The organism is Chloroflexota bacterium (assembly GCA_026713825.1).
Lineage (GTDB): Bacteria > Chloroflexota > Dehalococcoidia > Lucifugimonadales > UBA1127 > UBA1127.
This window is the reverse complement of sequence record JAPONS010000051.1, coordinates 69,357-91,826: the sequence shown is the minus strand read 5'-3', so window position 1 is coordinate 91,826 and position 22,470 is coordinate 69,357. Positions and strand designations below refer to the sequence as shown.

Annotated in this window: 12 protein-coding genes; 7 read left to right on the top strand and 5 right to left on the bottom strand. The window is 61.9% G+C overall.

Going from position 1 to position 22,470, the window contains the following annotated elements; translation table 11 throughout:
- Window positions 1–379: 379 nt before the first annotated feature.
- The 5 genes from OXC99_06980 to OXC99_06960 all read left to right on the top strand — a co-directional run bounded on the left by OXC99_06980 (window position 380) and on the right by OXC99_06960 (window position 7,424).
- A complete protein-coding gene (locus OXC99_06980; GenBank protein ID MCY4624725.1) occupies window positions 380–934 on the top strand; it encodes an LppX_LprAFG lipoprotein in 555 nt (184 codons plus the stop codon).
- Between the two features lie 71 nt (window positions 935–1,005).
- Entirely contained in the window at window positions 1,006–2,403 is a 1,398-nt protein-coding gene (locus OXC99_06975; protein ID MCY4624724.1) for an MFS transporter, read from the top strand.
- A gap of 278 nt (window positions 2,404–2,681) precedes the next feature.
- A complete protein-coding gene (locus OXC99_06970; GenBank protein MCY4624723.1) occupies window positions 2,682–3,758 on the top strand; it encodes a Rieske 2Fe-2S domain-containing protein in 1,077 nt (358 codons plus the stop codon).
- Between the two features lie 136 nt (window positions 3,759–3,894).
- Entirely contained in the window at window positions 3,895–6,372 is a 2,478-nt protein-coding gene (locus OXC99_06965) for an MMPL family transporter (protein MCY4624722.1), read from the top strand.
- An 11-nt stretch (window positions 6,373–6,383) separates the two neighbouring features.
- Window positions 6,384–7,424 (top strand): class I SAM-dependent methyltransferase, encoded by a 1,041-nt coding sequence (locus tag OXC99_06960; GenBank protein ID MCY4624721.1) that lies wholly within the window; start codon window positions 6,384–6,386, stop codon window positions 7,422–7,424.
- Window positions 7,425–7,455: 31 nt separating this feature from the next.
- Here the strand turns inward: OXC99_06960 and OXC99_06955 are convergent, their stop codons facing one another.
- Both OXC99_06955 and OXC99_06950 read right to left on the bottom strand, forming a co-directional pair.
- A complete protein-coding gene (locus tag OXC99_06955) occupies window positions 7,456–9,486 on the bottom strand; it encodes a cytochrome P450 (protein MCY4624720.1) in 2,031 nt (676 codons plus the stop codon).
- A gap of 224 nt (window positions 9,487–9,710) precedes the next feature.
- Entirely contained in the window at window positions 9,711–11,099 is a 1,389-nt protein-coding gene (locus tag OXC99_06950) for an FAD-dependent oxidoreductase (GenBank protein MCY4624719.1), read from the bottom strand.
- A gap of 726 nt (window positions 11,100–11,825) precedes the next feature.
- On the opposite strand from OXC99_06950, the gene OXC99_06945 reads away from it, so the two are divergent.
- Both OXC99_06945 and OXC99_06940 read left to right on the top strand, forming a co-directional pair.
- Window positions 11,826–12,266: an OsmC family peroxiredoxin gene (locus OXC99_06945; GenBank protein ID MCY4624718.1), complete on the top strand. Its 441-nt coding sequence runs from the start codon at window positions 11,826–11,828 to the stop codon at window positions 12,264–12,266.
- A 10-nt stretch (window positions 12,267–12,276) separates the two neighbouring features.
- Window positions 12,277–12,864: a DNA-3-methyladenine glycosylase I gene (locus OXC99_06940; GenBank protein ID MCY4624717.1), complete on the top strand. Its 588-nt coding sequence runs from the start codon at window positions 12,277–12,279 to the stop codon at window positions 12,862–12,864.
- On the opposite strand, the gene OXC99_06935 is transcribed toward OXC99_06940, so the two are convergent.
- From OXC99_06935 to OXC99_06925, 3 genes are all read right to left on the bottom strand, one after another.
- Window positions 12,865–13,866, bottom strand: coding sequence for a DRTGG domain-containing protein (locus OXC99_06935; GenBank protein MCY4624716.1), 1,002 nt, complete (start codon window positions 13,864–13,866; stop codon window positions 12,865–12,867). It abuts the gene before it with no gap.
- Window positions 13,867–13,975: 109 nt separating this feature from the next.
- Window positions 13,976–18,244, bottom strand: coding sequence for a DNA-directed RNA polymerase subunit beta' (gene rpoC / locus OXC99_06930; protein MCY4624715.1), 4,269 nt, complete (start codon window positions 18,242–18,244; stop codon window positions 13,976–13,978).
- Between the two features lie 67 nt (window positions 18,245–18,311).
- Window positions 18,312–22,202: a DNA-directed RNA polymerase subunit beta gene (locus OXC99_06925; protein ID MCY4624714.1), complete on the bottom strand. Its 3,891-nt coding sequence runs from the start codon at window positions 22,200–22,202 to the stop codon at window positions 18,312–18,314.
- Window positions 22,203–22,470: the final 268 nt, after the last annotated feature.

Sequence of the window (22,470 nt, the reverse complement as noted above, 5' to 3'; positions counted from 1 at the left end):
TTGTATTACGTACTCTCGGCCTCACCTATGCACTTGCCGCAGGTGGCGCAGATTGAGATACTACGGGAGTGTTTTGGAGCGGGCACTTGCTCGAAGAAAGATGCAAGTGCAAGCCAATGGCATGGCAGAAAGCTCTGTTCCTCGTTGAGTTACCGCACTTTTCTGATTACGGGGCAATGGAGAGTAAAACATGGACTTGTCCGCGATACGACGGGCCTCATGGTCGATAGTGCCTCTGTTGTTGGGCATCCTCCTGCTAACTACTGCCTGTGGTTCTGATCCCCCGCCGACTCCCACGCCGGAACCAGAGTTGTCGTTGGAGGAGTTGCTTTCAAGCGCGGGCGGGAATCTGGCCGCCTTGTCGACCGCCAAGTTCCGGATGAGCGACGAAACACAATCGGGAGCAAAGTTCTTTGGAACGACGCTGAAGACCGTTGAAGGAGACATACAGTCTCCGGCCAGCGCCAGGATGCTGGTGGACGTGGAAGCCCCGGGCATGGGGTTCGTGGAGATTGAGATCATAGCGATCGAGGAACAGGCCTTCATGAAGTTCTCCAGGGATGCGCCGTGGCTGCCCCTGCCGCTGGAGCAGGTGCCCTTCAACTTCGGGGGGATGGGGCTGACCCTGAGCGCATTGCTTCCCGTCCTGCAAGACCCAACGGTCGTTGGGCGGGAGTCTGTGGGGGACTTCCAGACGATCCGGGTCGATGGGAATGTGATGTCTGAAGACATGTCGAACCTCATCACGTCGGTGGACCCGGGCCACGCGATCACGCTGAGCTACTGGTTCGACGAAAATGGGCACACCCTGCGGCAGCTCAGAATTGACGGACAACTCTTCAACGACGACGCACCGGAAACGAGCCGTCTGGTGAACATGGACATTGACGTGCCTGTGGACATACAACTCCCAGAGGTAGCCTCCGGGTCGTGAACGCTGCAAGGACTTTCCTCACTTCTATAAGGACTTCCGAATCGGTTGTCCTGGGCATTATCTGCCTGGGCGTGTTCTCCACTGCGCTGGACCAGACTGTCGTGGTGGCGGCGCTGCCCAGCGTCATGGTCGACCTGGAAATCCCGCTTACGGACCTGGACCGGGCTTCCTGGATCGTGACCGCGTACCTCATCGCCTACACGGTGGCCATGCCGCTGGCGGGACGCCTCTCAGACGTTTACGGCCGCATCAGAATGTTCCATGCGGCGTTGCTCCTGTTTGCCATTGGGTCGGCGCTGGTGGCGCTTGCGCCGAACTTCCCCTGGGTCGTGTCCGCCAGAGTGCTGCAGGCCATCGGCGGCGGCGCGACGGTGCCCATCGGCCTGGCGATGGCGGTTGCAGCCGTAGCGCCGGAGAGAAGGGGAATTGCCCTGGGACTCGTGGCCGCTTCGGCCGAGGCCGGCTCCGTCCTGGGCCCGCTCTATGGAGGGGCCATCATCGAACTCCTTGGCTGGCGATGGATCTTCTGGCTGGACGTTCCCCAGAGCTTCTTTCTCATTGGGCTCCTGGCCGTCTTGCCGAACCGCCCCAACCCCGCGGCCAAAATGGACTACTTTGGGGCGCTGGTGCTGGCGGGCGCCCTCACCATTCTGTCCATTTCGCTATCGCAGAGAAGCATCTTTTCGGGAGAGTCCATCGTCCCGTATTTCATGATTGGCGCCGGCGTCCTCATGGTCCTCGCGCTGGTCGTTCTGGAGCGGAACACCGCCCAGCCATTGATGGCCTCCTTCCTGTACACGTCAAGGGCGTTTTTGTCCTCCAACATTGCGCAGTTCTTTGTGGGGGTCGCCTTGATCATATCCCTGGTGACTGTGCCCCTTATGGCCGCTACCGTCCAGGAAAAAGGCGCTTGGGAGAGCGCTCTTCACCTGTTCCGCCTGACGGTCGCCATACCGGTGGGAGCCGTAGTAGGCGGCTACATGCTGCGCTGGACTGCGGTGAAAGCGGTATGCATAACCGGGCTTGCGTTCATAGGGGTGGGGTTGCTGGTCATGAGCGGATGGGAAACAGAGGTGGACCAGTTCAGGCTGACGGCGCCCCTGGTCACGGCGGGGCTGGGGGTTGGGCTGGTCATCCCTGCCATAACCGTCAGCGCCTTGAGCGCGGCGCCGAGCCACTATTGGGGCGCCGCGGCCTCTTTGGTCACGGCAGCCCGGATGGTGGGTATGGCGCTGGGGTTGTCAGCCTTGTCCGCATGGGGGATAGAGCGTTTCTACAGCTTGACCGCCCACGTGACCATTGGAGCAACGTACGAGGAGACGGAAGCCCCTCTGATTGAGGCCGGTGTGACCGTCTTTCAGAACCTCTTCATGATATCCGGCTTTCTGGCGCTGATTGCCATTCTGCCGGCCCTGATGATGCGGGTGGAGAACGCTGAGGGAGGGGAGGGATTTCTCCTGGATTCCTGATGTATCACCGACCGTGCCGTATGGGCTGTAGCTGGTTGCCGGGAGTGGACCGGTAATGAGGCGCAGCCCATGTACGGCCTGTGACTGATAATCAGACCGTGCCGGCATTGGCAAGTGCATCGAGAGGACTTGCGGCTTCATTGTGTTTGCGGTTGAAAATTGCGTGTAGAATCAATTGCGTCAGGGATGGGGTGAATACGCGGTTCCAGCAGAAGCGGTGGGTTGCTACAGGGGACGAATACCGTTCGCCCGAGAATTCGCGTGAGGAGCGTTGTTCAATGACGACTCGGAGCAAGGTGCCGACGAACGACACAATTCCCTCTCCGTTTCCGGAGGGGTGGTACTTTGTCACAAGCCGTCAGGAGCTGCGAAAGGTCAATCTCGTCCGAAAGGCCTGGATGGGCGAGGAAATCATCGCATGGTGTGATGAGGACGGCCGCATTTGCGTCGCCGACGCCTATTGCCCGCACCTTGGGTCCGACATGGGCCCGGCCGCGGGAGGCTGCGTGCGGGCCGGCCGGCTCGTGTGCCCCTTCCACGGCTACGAGTACGATGCAACCGGCCAGTGCGTCGCCACACCCTACGCCGACCCACCCCGGACGGCGAAGCTACGGGTATATGAGACGCACGAGGAGGCGGGACTTGTCTTCGCATGGTGGGGCATAGGCGGACGAGAGCCGCAATGGCGCTTGCCTGAAGATGCGCTTGACCAGACCGGTTGGAGCGGCCTGGAGTTCTGGAAAACCAGATTTCCGGGCCATCCCCAAGATACGGCGGAGAACTCCGTGGACTTGGGGCATCTGCGCTACGTCCACGGCTACCACAACGTGGAACGCGTGGGCAAGTTGACGATTGACGGACCCCTTTTGAGGAGTTGCTTCAACTTCCGGACCGTCCGGAAAATCGCCAAGGTTGTACAGTTGACAATGGACTTGTCCGCAGACACGACCGTCTACGGGTTGGGCTACTCTTTCGTCCAGACCCGGGAGCTCACTATCGGAATGGACCTGAGAATCTGGGTGCTCGCCACGCCCGTTGATGGGACTGTCATTGACCTGTGGATCATCATGCAGGTGGGGGAGCTGCGGAGGCCAAAGCGTTGGATCGCCGGGTTGGGGTTTCTTCCGGTCAAGTTCCGCGCCAGCGTCATGTGCAAGTTCCTGGCGCCCATGCAGCACAAGGACGTTCTGCAGGACGTGATCATCTGGAGCCGCAAACAATACCGGTCACGCCCCCGCCTCTGCCGCTCTGACGGTGAGATCATGCCGTTCCGGACGTACTGCGCGCAGTTCTACCCTGATCCGCAGGACGCGGAGAACCCGCTCCCGGCAACGGTCGGCAGTATGGCGCAATGAACGGTCAAAGGATTGAGAGCCCATTGGCCGCGACCCCGAAGGGCGGTAGGTCTGAGGGAAGAGTTGTACGCTCGGACGGCCACCCAGGAGCGGCGTCCGGCGCCCCTCGGTGTTATTTCAGAGAGAAAGGGACGCGATGAGCAAGATACTGGATTGGCTGAGCCGGCTGGTCACCGCTCGACCGTGGTTGACGGTCCTCGTGGTCCTGATCATCACCGTCCTGTTGGGTATGGGCGCCGAGCGGCGGGCGCCGCCGCCGGAGACTGCGGACACGCTGCCGCAGGGCAACGCCGTCGCCGAGGCGCTGGACGAGATTGACAGGCTCTTCTCGGACTCCGGCGAGGCTCGCGTGACGACGGTCCTCTTCCGTGGCGACGCGATCACCCCGGCCGGCCTCTCGCAGATGGACGCTCTGCTCGCTCAGGTTGCCGTCGAACCGGGCGTGGCGGAGCTCCTGACCGCCACAGACCCCCTTATTGGCCCCTCACTGCTGTACAAAGCCATTTTGCAGGTGGGGAGTTTCGAGTCGGTTTCACAAGCAGAGATCGACTCGGCGGCGGTTCCGCCGCAGTTCCAGCTGGCCCTCGATGCCCTGACCGGAAACGACGATGACGGCACGCCCGTCAGCGTCGCCACCGTCCGCCTCCGCGATACGGGCGACGAACGCATCAACGACGCCGAGCGGACAATCCATGAGCTTGCGCTTGCGAGCAAGGGTATGCTGCAGGCGAGCACTATCTCGTTCATCGTCATTGAGGACGAATACGTCAAGGCCACTGAGGAGGGAATGGCGCCCCTGATCGGACTGGCCTTCCTGCTGATCGCGGCGCTGCTCCTCCTCTTCATGCGCACCATCATCGACCTGCTGCTCACGCTTGGCGGACTCTTCATAGCGGTCATTTGGATCGTCGGAACGGAGGGCTGGCTCGGCCCAAACGCGCTGGGGGTCATCGGCCCTCCCAACTCACTCACGACGATGGTGCCGATCATCATGATCGGCCTCACGGTGGACTACGCCATCCAGATCGTCTCGCACTACAGGGAGCAGCGCAACGCGGGCGAGCAGGTCCTGGGGGCTGTCCGCGCGGGCTGGCGCATCGTGGTGGTCCCGCTGCTGCTTGCCGCCGTTACGACGATTGTGAGCCTGCTGGCGAACCTCTTCTCACCCATTGAAATCGTCGGGGACTTCGGCATCGTCGGCGGACTTGCCGTGGGCATGAGCTTGATCGTGATGCTGACGCTGGTCCCGGCGGGCAGGGTGATCGTCGACCGGCGGCGGGAGGCGCGCGGCACCCTGCCGCCGGCCAGGCCGATCTCGACCGCGCTGCCTGGCGTCGAGCGGTTGGCGGAGACGCTGGGCAGGAGCGTCACGCGCAACCCCGCTCCTTACATTATCGCGGTGCTCGCGGTGACGGTTGCGCTTGGGTTCGCGGCCCGGGGGATCGAAGCCGAATTCCACATCCGCGACATCCTGCCTAGGAACGGCGACGTGCACGCGGACATGGCGACCCTCGACGCGGCCGTTGGCGGCTCCACCGAATTTGCCAGCGTGCTCCTGAAAGCGGAGGCGACGGAAACCCGCACGCTCCTGAACCTGCAGGACCTCACCAGGGCCTTTGCGGATGAACGGTCGCGTCCGGGCGCCGCGTCCGGCCCGATCGAGGCGTCGTACCATCTGCTGGTTGAAGACTGGATCGACGACAGCGGAGCGCCGGGCGACAAGTACGACCCGGAGCTTGCCGCGCTCTTCCGGGAGGCCTCGGCAAGCGTCGAACTCGACCCGGCGCTGATGCAGGAGTTCCTGGACACGCTTGGAGAGCGGGACCCAACTCTCAGTCACCTGCTGATCGACGACCCGAACGGCATCGACGCCATGTTGCTCCAGTTCCCGGTCTACACCAACGATCCCGCCCGGACCAAGGCGCTCCAGCAGCAGGTGGAGGCGGTCTGGCAAGGCGAGGACGATGCCATCACCGTGACCTCCAACACCGTCATATCGGTCACCGTGACGGACGCCATCACCGAGAACCAGACGGAGTCGATCACCGTGACGGTCGCCGTGGCCCTCACCGTCCTGGCCCTCTTCTTCTGGATGACGGTGCGCCAACCCGCGTTGGCGATCATTGCGGTGGGGCCCATCGTCCTCGTCCTCATCTGTGTGCTGGGCACGATGGCGCTGCTGGGCATCCCCTACACCATCATCACATCAATCATCACGGCGCTGTCGATAGGAATCGGGGTGGACTACACCATCCACATCATCCATCGCTACCGTGAGGAGTACGGCAAGGTGCGCGATCCGGAGAGGGCTGCAATCCAGACGCTCAGGACCACCGGCTCCGCGCTGCTGGGCTCCGCGATGACGACGGCGCTGGGGCTTGGCGTGCTGGTGATCTCGCCGCTGGCCGCCTCCGCGCAGTTCGGCGTAACGGCGGGGATCACCATCGCCTACGCGCTGATTGTGTCCATCCTGGTGGTGCCGCCCGCCATGACGGTCTGGGGCGCGTACCAGAACATGCGGCTGCGGGCCAATCTCATGCGCTGGGCGGACGAGCTTGACACGGCCATCGACTCCGTGCACCGGCGCTACGATCAGGAACAGAACTCATCCTAGAAAGAAGACTCATGCAATTCCGTAAACTGTCCAACGGGCTAAAGGCCGCGTACCGGGGATCGGACGCCCGCCGCCGTGTGAAGCATTTCTCCGGATGGCTGCACAGGGCGACTACCGAGGACGCCGGCCCTGCGGGTTACGACCACGCCGAAACCGTCAGGGAATACTACGACCTTTCCACTGAGTTCCTGGTGTTCGGTTGGGGCGAGTCCCTCCACTTCGCGCCGCTATCTCCCGGGGAGACCCTGGAGGACTCCAAGGCCCGGCACCAGCGGTTGATGATCGCCAAGCTGGAGTTGCGCCAGGGCATGGACGTGATCGATGTCGGTTGCGGGATCGGCGGTCCGATGCGCCGTGTGGTCCGGGAGGCCGGTGTCAGGGTTGTCGGGGTCAACAGCAGTGAAGTCCAGTTGGAGAAGGCGAAACAGCTGAACGCCGAGGCGGGGATCGACCACATGGTTGACTACCTCGGGTGCAGCTTCATGGACATGGGCGCCATCGCGGACGACACGTTCGACCGGGGATACGCGATCGAATCGACGTGCCATGCGCCGGACAAGGCGGGCGCGTTCGCCGAGATCTACCGCGTCCTGAAGCCCGGGGCCCTCTTCTGGGGTCAGGAAATGTGCATGACTGGCAAGTTCAATCCCGAAGACAATCGGCACCAGGACATCAAGAAGGAGCTGATGCACGGCATCGCGCTCAAGGATATCGCGACTATGGGCGAGGTGGACCGGGCCCTGGAGACGGCGGGATTTGAAATCATGGAGGCAAAGGACCGGGCCGTAGGGGGGAACGGTCCAACCACGCCGTGGTACAAGCCCATGGAGACCGGAGGGGCCAGGAAGCTGGGCAACGGTCTGCGCAGGATTCCGCTGGGCCGCAAAGCGATCATTGGGATGTCCAGGCTGGTTGAGGCGCTGGGGATGTTCCCGAAGGGGTCCGCGGACGTCGTCGGGCTGCTGGACCAGACCGCCAGCGCCTATGTCGCAGGGGGCAGGGCGGGGGTCTTCACGCCGTTGTACTGCTTCCTGGCCCGCAAGCCCCTCTAGGCCCCTGTCGTTCGGACTATACCATCGTGCATTAGACGTTTATCTCACGCCTCTGCTCTGCGATGCGGAACTTCAGCTTGCTGCTCGGCTTCAACGACGGTATTGGATTGATCTTGAGCTTGTAGTTGGCGGGGGCAATCCCAAGCGTGAAGTAGTGCGCCACCATCAGCACGTTGATGGTCAGTTGCAGGTTCATCCACTGGGAGCCCAGGCACGTGTGCGTGCCAAGCCCGAACGGGGCGTACCCTGGGTTGTGGTGCTCGTTGCGTGGCGGCAGGTAGCGGTCGATGTCGAATTTGTAGGGATCAGGGAAAACCTCCGGCATGTAGTGGGCGGCCGACTGGCCGATGTAGAGTCGTGTCCCAACCGGAATCTCGTAGCCCTCAACCATGCACGAATTCATCACGTTGCGGATGGACATGGGGACGATGGGGTACACGCGCAGGCACTCCATAAGGAAGCGGTGCGTGACGTCGACTGCTGACAAGGTGAAGTCCTCACTGTCGGGGTCGCCGTTTTCGAACAGGGCGTCGGCTTCGGCCTGGATCATCCGTTGGAGCTCGGGCTGCGACGCCATGGCGTAGAGGGCGAAGCTGAAGGCGTCGCCCAGGTAGACACTGGCGACCAACGCCGCCGAAAGCGCGAAACGCAAGTTCGTCTCCGGCATGAACTGCGGTTCGCTGGCATGCAGGCTGAGAAGGTCGTCGGCCAGGTCCCGTGCGCTGCCCGCCCGCTGGGCGGTGGTGTGCATGCCCTGGACGCGTTCCAGCAGGATGTCGACGATCTTGGCCCGGCGCCGCATTCCCGGCGTCTGCAGCATGAACTTGGGGAGCGCTTTCATGATATGCACCAGCAGCGCCCGCTCCTTGTATTTCGCCAAGTCCACGAGGAGGTCCTGCGATTCCACGCTGAGCATGAGGGGCGAGAGCTGCGCATTGACCATCGAACGGCACATGAGCGTCGCCTGGTAGGCGTCTCCAACCTTCCAGTCAGCCATGAACCCCCGGATGTAGCGGTAAAGATTGTCTATTTGCCCTTCCAGCCTTCCGCGGGAGTAGGCGGACGAGAGGGACTTGCGAAGCCGAAAGTGATCGGCGCCGTCCAGGGAAGGCAGGACGCCGTTCGCCCCATAGACCTTCTCAAAGTCGGCAAAGTAGTCCTTGGTTCTCAGGTACATGCGGCCGCTGCGATGCACCCATTTGTTTGCTTCCGGCCCGGCCAGGAAAGTCATGGGTTTTACAAAGGGCGGGTTGATCTGAAACACCGGGCCGTACTCTTGCGTAAGTTCCGCAAAGAGCGCGGGAAGATTGCCTTTCCGAATGTGTGGACTGAGCAGCAACTTTCGGAGAGGGACGGTTGGGATCTTCTTCGAAAGGGCGGAGTGTCGGAGCAGAGGGCCCGCGAGGTTGTGAGAGACCGCGGCGGCGATGGACCGGCCGATGAGATCCATCCTGCTGACGAGATGAATTCTCTCCTCCGCAGCATCATCGAGCGGGAGAATGAAGCGGAAGACGTCGCAGGTATTGATAAGGGCGATGATGATGACGTCCCTCGGGGTAGGAATCTCGTCGGCCAGGATCACCTTGCCGATGCGGGTCTTGACGAACTCAACCGCGGTGCCTTCCCGAGAGCCGGTGTACAGTTCCGTCTGCCAGGCGGTGCGAGACAGCGTCCAGAAATCGCCATCGTGGTGGTCAAGCACATTGAGATTAACCAGGCGGTCCAGGGTCATGTCAGTGGTCGACTCCGCATGGGGAGCGAGCCGTTCAACCCAATACTGGGCGCTTCGCTTTATTGGATCGCCCGCAATTTCGCTCAGGATGGGGTCCAGAATGGGGTCGCCCGTTGCTGTCGCGTTCACCACGAACAGGGAGTCCATATCCGTATCAATGCGGGACTGGAGGGAGAGTTCCGCGAGCGCTGCGCCGACAATGGCGCAGTTCAAGGCCCAGCCCGGCACTTGGTGAAAGTAGCCGTTCTCCTCGTTGAGGAGCATCAGGACGAGTTCTTCGGGCAATGTGAGCGTTCGGGTCGGCACGTCCCTTGCAGATTGTGTCGTCACTTTGGGCCTCCCCGCATCACCTGGATGGACAATCCTGTATAAACAAATTTGTTATGGAGAAAAGTATAACGCTGACAAAGGGAGGAGAGCAAACAACGGTGCAGATAGAGCTGCAAGGCGGACTCCAGCGGCGCGCCAAAGCATTCGCCGGTGTCGTAGCAGACCTCTTTCGCCCGACCGCAGATGCTTTTCAACGAATTTCCAATGCCGGCGGACGGTGGTCTTCAGCCCTTCGCTTTCTTGAAAGCCCAACCGTACATGATGCTCCCGTAATGGTTAAACCACCGTTTGGCATCGGGATCCTCAAAGGGATAGTCGGCGCCCATCTGCCTGGCGGTGGCGAGCCCGCTGACGAAGCAGGTTTCCTGGCTATTGACCAGCGTATGCGCGCCACAGTGCCACGTCCGCCTCTTTCCCTGAATGAAGCAAAACACCTGAACGAGCCAAGCCACATGGCGGACGTCATGCACGATGTGCTGAAACCACCACCTGGCGATGACCTTCTTTTCGTCGATCTGGCTGACGGGGTTGTAGGTAACCAGACAGGGCTTGTCAGACCTGTTGGCCCATGGCTGCTGGTTGTGCATGATGTACGTGATTTCGTAGTTGTCCGGCCTGGCGCCGTATTGCTCGATGTGATTGCTCCGCATCTGCAACGGCCGCGCTTCATTGTCCGGCAGCACAGAGGGGTCCGAGTGCACGATAGTGTGGTTGTGCAACTCGCTTTCGTAGCGAACCGAGGAGAGGATGTAGCGTTCCAGCAGTGTGGGGCTATCGAGGACCATGAGCGTCTGGTTCGCATTGCACGCGAAGATAACCTCGTCGAACCTTTCCTGCACTCCGTCCTCGTCCTCAACCACTACGCCGGCCCTCTCTCGATACACCTTTTGGACCGGGCGGTTGAGATAGATCTTGTCCTGGAAACCGGCTGACAGGTTCTCGTAGATGCGCCGTGTGCCCTGGTCCCATGTTTGCATGGGCGTAGCGGTTTCGATGTCAAAGAACTCGAGATACCTCGCAAACAGGGATGCAGGCATGTCGAACACGTTGGTCGCCATCAGGAAGTTGACGAACATGGGCTTCAGAATCTTGTACCTGAAGTCCCCGGAGAATCCTGCCAGATTCAGTACCGTCCCCATGCTGATGTAATTGAACGGATTGAGGGCGTTTACAAGCCTCGACTTGGCGTGGGTCAGCGGGGCAAACCTGCGCAGGCGCCTCAGCACTCGCTGAAACTTGGCTATCTCCAATTGCAACTGGGTCCTGATGTCGGAGTCAAAGTCATGCGCGTAGATGCGGCCGCGGTACTTCACACTGTAGCTGAATCTGGTGTCGACCATCTCGATGTCGAATTGCTTCATCAACAAGAGGACGTGCTGATACACCGAAGGAATAAGAGCGGTGACGGAAATGTCAAAGGGGATTGAGCTGCCGTCATCCTGGGGCATATCAACCGTGACAGCGTTGCCGCCAACCCTGCCCTGTGCCTCAAATAGCCGGAAATCAAACCGGTCTGGATGGCGGTTCAGCGCCCATGCGGCCCCAAGCCCGGAAATCCCTCCACCAACAATGGCGATACGGCGCAGGGTTTCTGTGTTCCTGTCGGCAGCCATGAAACTCGCCTCGATCACAGTGGTGACTGCTTGCGGGATAAGCATACATCCCAACGCGTGCGATTGCTTCTAAGTGGTGGACTCCGCTTTCCACAAATCGGCAATTGTTGGCGCCGCCTGCTGGCGCCGCTGACAGGCTTGCCACGGACAAAACCCCTCCCCGTTCGCCCTGAGCCCCGCCCCGTTCGTGGTGAGCCTGTCGAACCACGCCCCAACTCTGGCTCCCACCCCCACCGCACTATGACACGGCCCCCTTGCGCCCGGCCCAGCCCCCTCGCTACCCTCTCGCCATGAACGACGAAAGCAGGACGCACAGAGTGCGCCGGCACAGTCCCCAACCGGCGCGCGTTTCCGCCCGCTACAGATACGAATTGTTTCCCAGATAGAGGGTGCGTTTTCGTAGCTGTGGACATCCTTAACAGCTACGAATTGATATCTGAAAACAATTCCGAAGCCCCCGCAGCTACGAGGAGGCGCGGAAAAGCAGGGCAGGGGATAGGCCCCCGGCCGCATGGCAAAGTAGAGAGCGGCGCGCGGGCGGTGTAGCGCTGCCCCGCAAAATGCAACAGGAACCCGCCGGCGGGTTTCCTTGGCTTTCGCGTTGCTGCGGGTGCGGTATAATGACGTTGGCATAGCCCCGCAAATGCAATCCGCGGTCGAACTGTGGGCGTGTGCGGTGCACATCGCCGAGTCAACAAGCAGCAATAGCATACGGAGGATTCACTTATGGCAGCGGTCAGAGAGGCACAAGTAACCTGGAACGGCAACTTGGCTGAGGGCAACGGCACAATCAATCAGGTCACCAGCAGCGCCGTCAATGGTCTGCCGGTCACATGGGCGTCGCGCACGGAAGGGCCTGAGGGCAAGACGAGCCCGGAGGAGCTAGTGGCCGCAGCCCACGCGAGCTGCTACGCAATGGCCTTTTCCCACATGCTCAACCTCAACGGCACCCCACCCACTAAGCTTGAAGTCAGCGCTACCGTCACCTTCGACCGTGTGGACGCGGGCTTCAAGGTGGTGTCCAGTGCACTCAAGGTCAGTGGCCAGGTTGACGGCATCGAGGCATCGGCATTCCAGGAGACTGCGGAGGCCGCCAAGGACGGGTGCCCAATTTCTCAGGCGCTCAAGGGCAACGTCGAGCTTAGCGTCGAAGCCACCTTGGAATAGCGCTTCCCCAATGACACAATCCGGTGATGAGCGGGTCGTTCGCTGCTTTGGCGGACCGGACGACCCGCTCATGATGCGTTACCACGACGAGGAGTGGGGCGTCCCCCTCCATGACGACAGGAAGCTTCTCGAGTTCCTTCTGCTCGACGGCGCGCAGGCGGGCCTCTCCTGGCGCACCATCCTGCACAAGCGCGAGGCCTACCGTGCCGCCTTCGATGGTTTCGACGCGGACAAAATAGCTGCCTATACCGACGCCCACCGGGAGCGGCTCCTGGCCAATCCCGGCATCGTGCGCAACCGACTCAAGATAGACGCATTCATCAACAACACCAAGCGCTTTCTTGAAGTTCAGGCGGAGTTTGGTACGTTCGATGCCTATATCTGGGGATTCACCGGGCGCCGAACGCTGCGCAGGCAAGGAGCGCTCACGTGGGAGAACACCCCTGCGCGATCAGATGAGTCGGACGCAATGGCGGCGGACCTGAAACGGCGGGGGGTCAAGTTCGCGGGGGCGGTGATCTGCTATGCCTTCATGCAAGCTGCGGGCATGGTCAACGACCACATCACGGGCTGCATCCGTGAGCCGCAGCAGGGGTAACTAGGCCGCCGACGCCGCCGTCAGCTGCGAGAGGTCGCAATGCGCCGAGAGCAGCTGACCAAAGCGCCGCGCCTTGTGGGCGCTGTGGACGGTGGCCCGCTCCCCGACATTGTGCAGAGCCTCCATTGTCTCCAACGTGGGACGGCCTACGAGCAGCATTGGGACCTGGTTGAGATCGGCGTGGTGGACGATGTATTGCACGGGCAGCCGGCCCTCGGTCAGCACCAGGCACACCGTCGACGTCTCCAGCGCGGCCATCTGCAGGTCCGGCCGGTCGCCCCTTACGATCACCGCCTTCTCCTCGCGCCTGCCAAAGACATAGACGCCGGTGTCGAGGAAGAGGCCACCCAGCATGAAGTGCTCCACGAGCGCGTCCAATGCCACATCCGGATCTTCGAGGTCGCCGTGATTGATGCAGTGTGCGCCGAGGTGCTCTGCGACGTTGCGCACTGTTGGCGCCAACATGCGCCGGTCCTCAGGCACGAGGCCGAGGACAGGAACACCTTGCTCCTCGAAAGCCGTGGAGGTCTCTGCCCGGGCCGTGTGCGTCCCGTGAACCGGGACGTGGTTGATGATCACACCGGCAAGCCTGTCACCGTAGGCTTCGGCGGCCCTCGCCGGCTGCGCCGACGCCGGGCTGCTCACGAGCACTACTCGCGCGTTGAGCGCGTCCGCTATGGCAACATCTGCGCGCAGGCTATCTGACGCGCTGTCCGCCCCGCTTACTCCCTCCACAATGACAAGGCCGTCCGCCACCGGAGCGCCCGCAAACTGCGTGACCGAGCGAGCCACGTCATCGGCGGATTCGAGCGAAACAGGCCAGCTTGCCGGGGCTGAGGCGTGGGGAAGCAGCGCTCGGTGAAAGGCGGCGTCCGGGTCAGGAGAACGGAAGGAGGCGGCCTTGGCGAGAGTCACCACGCCACCGAGGTGAGATGCAAGTCCCGTGGCAGCTGCAGTGACACCGACTCCCGGCGCGTCGCCTGCAATGTAGACGATAGGCACGTGCCCTCCGTTGTCCGGCCGCGATGCTTGCGGCGCATACGCCCGCCCACGGCATTGCGCCGTGGGCGGGTTTCCTCACGAACCGATTGTGGAGTTGACCGAGGCCATGCTAGTCGTCGTTAAAGGTGGCGTCCACCGGGTCCATTGCCATTAACGCGGAGAACTCTTCCAGCTCGGCGTCATGCTGCGCGTCTTCGAGGGCAAGCCGAGCGGCCATTTCGCGGGCCGCTTCCTCTTCCGCCACTATTCCGAGGCGCTCCCGGCCTTCTTCCGTCATGTCCATGCGCGCCGGGATGAGTCGCCCAATGATCACGTTCTCCTTGAGGCCGGCCAGGTGGTCGACGGAACCGGAGATAGCAGCCTCAGTGAGCACGCGGGTGGTCTCCTGGAAGGAAGCTGCCGCAAGGAAGCTCTCCGTTCCCAGCGACGCTCTGGTGATACCGAGCAGCATCGGGGTGGCGCGAGCGGGTTCGCCGCCTTCAGCCAGCACGCGGCGATTGGCTTCGTCAAAGATGGCGCGGTCCACCGGCTCGCCCGGCAGCAGCTCAGTGTCGCCCTGGTGGTCGACCCGCACCTTCCGCATCATTTGCCGGATCACGATCTCGATGTGCTTGTCGTGCATGCTCACGCCCTGGAACCGGTAGACCTTTTGGACCTCTTCAATGATGTAATCGTGCACTGCGTCGCGGCCCTGGATAAGCAGGATGTCGTGCGGGTTCTTCTGGCCGGCGGTAAGCTCCTGGCCCGCCTTTACCGGGTCGCCAGTCCTGACTACGACGTGAGCGGTCAGGGGCGCCAGGTAGGTGCGCTCTTCCTGCTCTTCCCAAGCCACCGTCACCTTGCCGTCGCTGACGGACACGGTGCCGGGCATCCGAGCGACGACTGGTTGAAGGTCTTCATCTTCCGGCGCGGCGCCTTCGGCTGCGGTCGCCTGGGCCAGCGCCGCGCCGGGCTCCACCACGTCGCCTGACTGCACAACGACGGTGTAGTTGTCCTCGACCGGGTACTCTTCCCGGTATTCCTCTGTGCTCACGACACGGATGTGCTTGCCTTCCGGCGAGTCTATGACCTCAGCAGTGCCGTCGATTTGCGAGAGAATCGCGTGGTTCTTGGGCACCCGCGCCTCAAAGAGCTCCTCAACCCGCGGAATGCCGCTCGTGATGTCGACGCCCGCGATACCGCCCGTGTGGAATGTGCGCATAGTCAACTGCGTGCCCGGCTCGCCAATACTCTGGGCGGCAATGATGCCAGCGGCGTCGCCAAGGTTGACCATCTTGCCGGTGGCGGGCATGACGCCGTAGCACATGCGGCAGATGCCGCGCGCGGCCTCACATGCCAGGGGTGACCGCACGTAAGCCTCGGTCACGCCGGCCTCCCAGAGATCCTTGGCCATTTCCGCGCTGATGATCTCGTCCCTGTCTACCAGCACCTCGCCTGTGTTGGGGTCGGCGATTGGCGAGCACACCACCCGGCCGACAAGTCTCTCGGCGAAGCTGGCAATTGAGTTGTTGCGCTCCTTCTCGTAGTCGTGGCGGACCCAGATGCCTGCCATCGTCTCGCAATCTTCAGAGAGAATGATGACATCCTGTGCCACGTCAATCATGCGGCGCGTCAGATAGCCGCTGTCAGCAGTCCGCAACGCGGTGTCTGCCAGTCCCTTTCTGGCGCCGTGCGTAGAGATGAAGTACTCCAGCACGCTGAGGCCTTCGCGGAAGCTCGACTTCACGGGGAGCGGGATCAGGAAGCCCTTGGGGTCCGACATGAGGCCCCGCATCCCCGCCATCTGCTTGATCTGGCTGATGTTTCCCTTCGCGCCGGAAGTGGCCATCAGGTAGACGCCGCCGTACGAGGGCAGAGCCTTTTCGATGAGGCTGGTCACCTCGTCACTGGCGTCCGTCCAAATGCGGATGGTCTGGTCGTAGCGCTCGCGTTCCGTGATCAGACCCATCTGGAACTGCTCTTCCAACTGCTGGATCTGTCCTTCCGCGCTGGCGAGGACGCCGGACTTCTGTTCGGGCACCTCCAGGTCGGAGATTCCAATGGTGATGCCGGACACGGTGGCGTAGTGGAAGCCGGCGTTCTTGATTTTGTCCAGCATGTCCGCCGTCTCTTCGTTGCCTAGAATCCGATAGGCGTCCGACACCAATGTCTTGAGGGCGCCCTTGTCCATGAGCTTGTTCCACTTGGAGGGGTCCTCGGCGACGGAGTCCGGCAGCAAGTCGCGGAAAATCAGGCGCCCGACGGTAGTCTCGATCCACGAGGCGCCGTGGCCGTTGCTGCCCTGTAAGATCTGCACCGGGGCTTGGATGTTCACTAACCCCATCTCGTGCGCCATCTCAGCTTCTTCGCCAGAGGAGAACTTCTTGCCGGCGCCAGGAGCATTGACGTTTTCCATGGTCAGGTAGTAGCACCCAAGCACGATGTCCAGCGTCGGAGCGACCACCGGCTCGCCGGATGCCGGGGAGAGCATGTTGTAGATGCTCAGCATCACGCGCCGCGCCTCCTGCACTGCGCGGCGGGAAAGCGGGACGTGGATGGCCATCTGGTCGCCGTCAAAGTCCGCGTTGAAGGCGGTGCATACCAACGGGTGCAACTGCGGGGCGCTTCCTTCAATGAGGACGGGCATGAACGCCTGGATGCCCAGACGGTGCAACGTGGGGGCACGGTTCATCAACACCGGCCGGTCCTTGATGACCTCTTCCAGCACGTCCCAGACCTCGGGGCGCACTCGCTCCACGGCCCGCTTAGCGCTCTTGATGTTGTGCGCCAACCCCTGCACCACCAATCGGTGCATGACAAATGGCTTGAAAAGCTCCAGCGCCATCCGCTTTGGCAGGCCGCACTGGTACAACTGCAGCGTTGGGCCGACGACGATTACGGAGCGCCCGGAGTAGTCGACGCGCTTGCCCAGGAGGTTCTGACGGAACCTCCCCTGCTTGCCCCGCAGGAGGTCCGACAGTGACTTCAGACGGTGATTGTGGCTGCCGGAAATGGCGCGGCCGCGCCGTCCGTTGTCGATGAGCGCATCCACGGCTTCCTGCAACATTCGCTTCTCGTTGCGAATGATGATCTCCGGCGCCTCCAACTCAAGCAGCCTCTTGAGCCGGTTGTTGCGGTTGATGACGCGCCGGTACAAGTCGTTGAGGTCGCTGGTGGCGAAACGCCCGCCGTCCAGCTGCACCATTGGGCGCAGGTCGGGCGGCAGTACAGGCAGGGCGGTCATGACCATCCACTCCGGGTGGTTGCCGCTCTTGCGAAAGGCTTCCACCAGCCGCAGCCGCTTCACTGCCTTCTTGCGCCGCTGGCCGGAGGTTGAGCGCATCTCATGGGTGAGCATCTCTCGCTCGTGTTCCAGGTCGATGTTCTTCAGGATTGCCAGGATGGCTTCCGCGCCCATGCCGGACTTGAAGAGGTGTGAGTACTTGTCGGAGAGCTCGCGCTGCCGGGCTTCCAACAGCAGCTTCATGGGGTGAAGTTCATTCAAGTCGTCCAGCTGGGTCTGCGTCTCTTCATCCAGCATCTCGCGCTGGTCTGAGTGACTCTTGACCAGGGTGGTCTCCTGCTCGACGAGCCAGACGTTGACCGCCTCGGATGCAATGGACTTCTGCTCTTCCAACGCGGTCTTCTCGGTTTCCAGTGCTTCACGCTCTGACTCGATGGCAGTTCGAAGCTCAGCTAATTCCGACCTCTCCGCCGCTGCCGTGTCGTCGGCGTCTGTGACCTCCGGCAGCCCGCCTTCTCGCGTGGCGAGATCAGCCTCGCGGGAGGCGAGGTCTGCTTCCCGGGCAGCAAGCGCCATGTCCTGTTCCTCGAATGGCGCCAGCGCCGCCGAGCGATCGGCTTCGGCCTGCTCGCGAACTTGGCGCACCTTTTCCTGGTGGCGTTCATCCAGCAACTGCAGGTTCTGCTCCAGCTGTTCATCGAGTTCCTGGATGGCCATATCGCGGCCGGCAGTGTCGACTTCGGTGATGATGTACTGCGCGAAGTAGAGCACGCGCTCAAGGTTTCGGGGGGACAGGTCCAGGAGCAGCCCCAGGCGGCTGGGGATGCCCTTGGAGAACCAGATGTGCGCCACCGGCGCGGCGAGCTCGATGTTGCCCATGCGCTCTCGCCGCACCTTGGCGCGGGTAACTTCCACGCCGCAGCGCTCACACTTGATGCCCTTGAAGCGGATCTTCTTGTACTTGCCGCAGGCGCATTCCCAGTCCTTCGTCGGACCGAAGATGCGCTCGCAGAAGAGTCCGTCCCGTTCAGGGCGCAACGTGCGGTAGTTGATAGTTTCGGGCTTGGTCACCTCACCGTAGGACCACGCCCGAATCTGTTCCGGGGATGCCAAGGAAATCCGAATGGCGTTGAATTCCGCGCCGCTCTGTGCCATTCGCTCACTCTCCCTTCACTGTGACGTCCAAATTAGGTGCGGGGCGCTTCAGGGGATAGCCGCTCCGCTAAGGGTTCTGGTTCTCTTGCTCGCCGTCGTCCCAGACCTCCGGCTCGCTCACCTCCGCCGTGTCTGTCGGTTCGAGGGCGGGCGCCTGCAGTTCGGCCACAATCGCCGCAATGTCATCGTCATCGATCTCGTCGCTCAAAACGTCCCCGAGTGGCGGGTGGGCCAGCGGCTCGTCGAGGTCGAACGCGCCTTCCTCGTCGCTGAGGAGCTCCATTGACAGGCCCAGCGCCTGCATTTCCTTCAGGAGCACCTGGAACGATTCCGGAATGCCGGGGTGGATGACGTCCTCGCCCTTTACGATGGCTTCGTAGGTCTTCTGGCGGCCCACCACGTCGTCAGACTTGACCGTGAGCATCTCCTGAAGGTTGTACGCGAAGCTGTATGCTTCCAGCGCCCAGACCTCCATCTCGCCGAATCGCTGTCCGCCGAACTGTGCCTTGCCGCCGAGAGGCTGCTGGGTGATGAGCGAGTACGGGCCAGTCGAGCGCGCGTGGATCTTGTCTTCCACAAGGTGGATGAGCTTCATCATGTAGATGTAGCCCACGGTGACCGGCTGTGCGAACTGCTCGCCGGTACGTCCGTCGCGTAGCAGCATCTTGCCGAGGATGGGCGGCGCCAAATTCCGTTCGCGGTTCAGTCGTTGCGCCTCGCGCTGCATCTCGGCGTATTCCAGGTTTGATGCGTCGATCCCCGCCTCCTCCTTGAGCCAGAGCTCCAGGCAGACCCTGCGGGCCTCACCCTGGACCTTCTCGTCAAAGAGACGGTCGGGGTCGTAGCCACGGTCCCGTATCCACTCGTAGACGTGGTCCCACATAACCGCAGGCGTCTCGGGGTCGTGCCAGTCGACGCCGCCGGAGGTCTGGATGAGCCACACGCGGCCCAGACCATCCTCAATGGCGGTGTCGGTCGCGCCGTCGAACACGGGACTGACGGCACGGAAGCCCAGGAAGTTGGCGACCCAGCCCAAGTGCGTCTCAAGCACTTGGCCTAAGTTCATCCGGGAGGGCACGCCGATGGGGTTCAGGATGATCTGCCCCGGCGTACCGTTGTCCAGGTAAGGCATGTCCTCCACGGGGAGCACGCGGGAGATAACGCCCTTGTTGCCGTGGCGTCCCGCCATCTTGTCTCCCACCGTGAGCTTACGAGTCTGGGCAATCCAGACGCGCACCATCCGGTTCACGCCCGGCGAAAGTTCCTCCCGGCTGTTGCGGTCTGAAACGCGGACGTCGATGACCTTGCCGCGCTCGCCGTGGGGCACGCGGAGGGAGGTGTCCTTCACGTCCCTTGCCTTCTCACCGAAGATGGCCCGCAGCAGCTTCTCCTCGGCCGTCAGCTCGGTTTCACCCTTTGGCGTAATCTTGCCGACAAGGATGTCGCCAGGGCTCACCTCTGCGCCAACACGGATGACCCCCTCTTCGTCGAGGTCGCGGAGGGCCTCTTCGCCGACGTTGGGGATGTCGCGGGTGATGTCCTCATCACCCAGCTTGGTCTGCCGGGCCTCACACTCGTACTTTTCGATGTGGATCGACGTGAACTTGTCGTCCTGCACTAGGGACTCGCTGATGATGATGGCGTCCTCAAAGTTGTAGCCCTCCCAGCTCATGAAGGCCACCAACACATTGTGCCCGAGCGCCAGGTCACCCTGGTCGGTGGATGACGAGTCCGCCAGCGGGTCTCCGACCCGCACACGCTGGCCCATTGTCACCACCGGCCGCTGGTTGACACAGGTGCTCTGGTTGCTTCGCAGGAACTTGACAAGGTGGTAGATGACGTCGTTGCCGTCTTTGTCGCGGACGATGACCTCATTCCCGCTGACGCCGGTGACAACGCCCTCTGTTTCGGACAGAACCACCTGCCCGCTGTCCAGGGCCACACGCCGTTCCATGCCGGTGCCCACCAGGGGCGCCTCCGGCTTCAACAGGGGCACAGCCTGTCGTTGCATGTTGGAGCCCATGAGAGCCCTGTTGGCATCGTCGTGCTCAAGGAACGGAATGAGGGACGTGGACACGCTGACGATCTGCATAGGGGACACGTCCATCAGGTCCAGCTCCTCAATCGGCTGAATGACGGGGAGAGCGTTTGTTCGCGTCTCAACCTTGTCCGGGATGAACTGACCCTTGTTGTCCACGGGAATGTTCGCCTGCGCAATGACGTGGACCTCCTCGTCGTCGGCGGGCATTAGCTTGATGTCCTCGGACCGCATCGTGACGAAGGGGCGCACCAGGACCGGCCTTTCAGGCTGCTGTTGCAGCGTTTCCCACTGCCTCTTCGTAAGCGCCTTGCCTGCCTTGACCATGTTCTTGCCCTCGGCGCTCTTCATGTCCTCCCACAGCGTCCGCCCTATTAGGTCCGGGTCCGTGGAAAGCAGTTGCTTAAACACTGCGCGGTACGGAGTCTCAATGAAACCGAACTCATTGATGTGTCCGTAAGTGGCCAATGAACCCAACAGGCCAATGTTCGGCCCTTCCGGTGTCTCAATGGGACAGATCCGGCCGTAGTGCGAGTTGTGGACGTCGCGGACTTCGAAACCCGCGCGCTCACGCGATAGCCCGCCCGGGCCCAGCGCTGAGAGCCTCCGCTTGTGCGTCAACTCAGCAAGGGGGTTTGTCTGGTCCATAAACTGGGAGAGCTGAGAGCCTCCGAAGAACTCGCGCACCGCTGCGACGACGGGCCGGATGTTCACCAATGCCGCGGGCGTCACATTTTCCGGCTCGATGATGGTCATGCGTTCCTTGATGACGCGCTCCATGCGCAGGATCCCGACACGCAGCTGGTTCTGGATCAGCTCGCCCACTGCGCGGACTCGCCGGCTGCCTAGGTGATCGATGTCGTCAGCGCGGCCCTGGCCATTGGAAATGCGCACCATCTCCTTGATGACGGCCACCAGGTCCTCTCGTGACAGCACGCGCTGCTCGCGGTCCGCGGGCAGTCCCAGGCGGCGGTTGAGCTTGTAGCGGCCCACCTTGCCGAGGTCATAGCGTCGCGGGTTGAAGAACAGGCTGTCCAGCAGATTGTTGGCGTTCTCCAGGTTGGCGGGCTCGCCGGGACGGAGCCGACGGTAAAACTCGAGCCGCGCCAACGCGATCGTCGCGGCGCCCGTGCGGTCGTAGGGGTCCGAGCCGCGCACTGATTCCCACAGCGGCTTCAACTCCTCTTCGCGATAGCCCTCGGTCCGGTCCGTGTCGATAGGGTCTTTGGCCAGAGTCGCCGAGATGTACGGGTGGTCCGGGTTTGTGTCCACATCAGCGAAGAGCTCGTGCATCTCCTCATCGGTGACGTACCCGAGCGCGCGCAGGAGCGTAGTCACGTTGGCCTTGCGCTTGCGGTCCACCTTTACAGACAGCAGGTCTCGCGCACCCGTCTCAAACTCAAGCCAAGCGCCGCGGTAGGGGATGATCTTTGTGGAGCAGACCCCTCGGCCAGTGGAGGGGTCGACTTCCACCGTAAAGTAGGCGCCGGGGGAGCGCACCAACTGGCTCACCACCACACGCTCTGCGCCGTTGATGATGAAGGTCCCGTGGGGTGTCATGATGGGGATGTCGCCGAAGAAGATCTCCTGTTCCTTGATCTCCCCGGTCTCCTTCACCGTCAGTTGCGCGGTCACATAGAGGGGCGCGCAGTAAGTGATCTCCTTCTCCCGGCAGACCTTCATATCATACTTGGGGTCCCGAAACGAGTGGTCCAGGAACGTCAAGTCAAACCGGTTGCCGGTGAAGTCGTCAATGGGCGAGACTTCCTTGAGTAGTTCGGCGATGCCCTCTGTCTTGAACCAGTTGAACGAATCGATCTGTGTCTGAATCAGGTTGGGGACGTCTACGACTCGGGAAATGTTGGCGAAGGACTTGGAGGCAGTCGGAGTTATCTGGCGGGACGGTGTGGCTAGGGTCATGCAGCACGCGCTCCTTCATGCAAATCTGGCGACGCCATGAGGATTGGACAGTGATTGGTCCTACAATGAGACTAAATGGAGACAGACCTTGAGGGCGGAACCGAGAGTCTTGCTAACATCCGGTTTCAATAAAGACATAGTTCTACAGGTAACACAGCATATTTGAATCACCATATGTTGTCAAGGGGGTTTGTGGCCGGTTTTCCAAGAGAGGGTTTACAATAGCATTAGCTGGTGGTAGACTGGCCGCCTGATTGGGCTCGTCCAA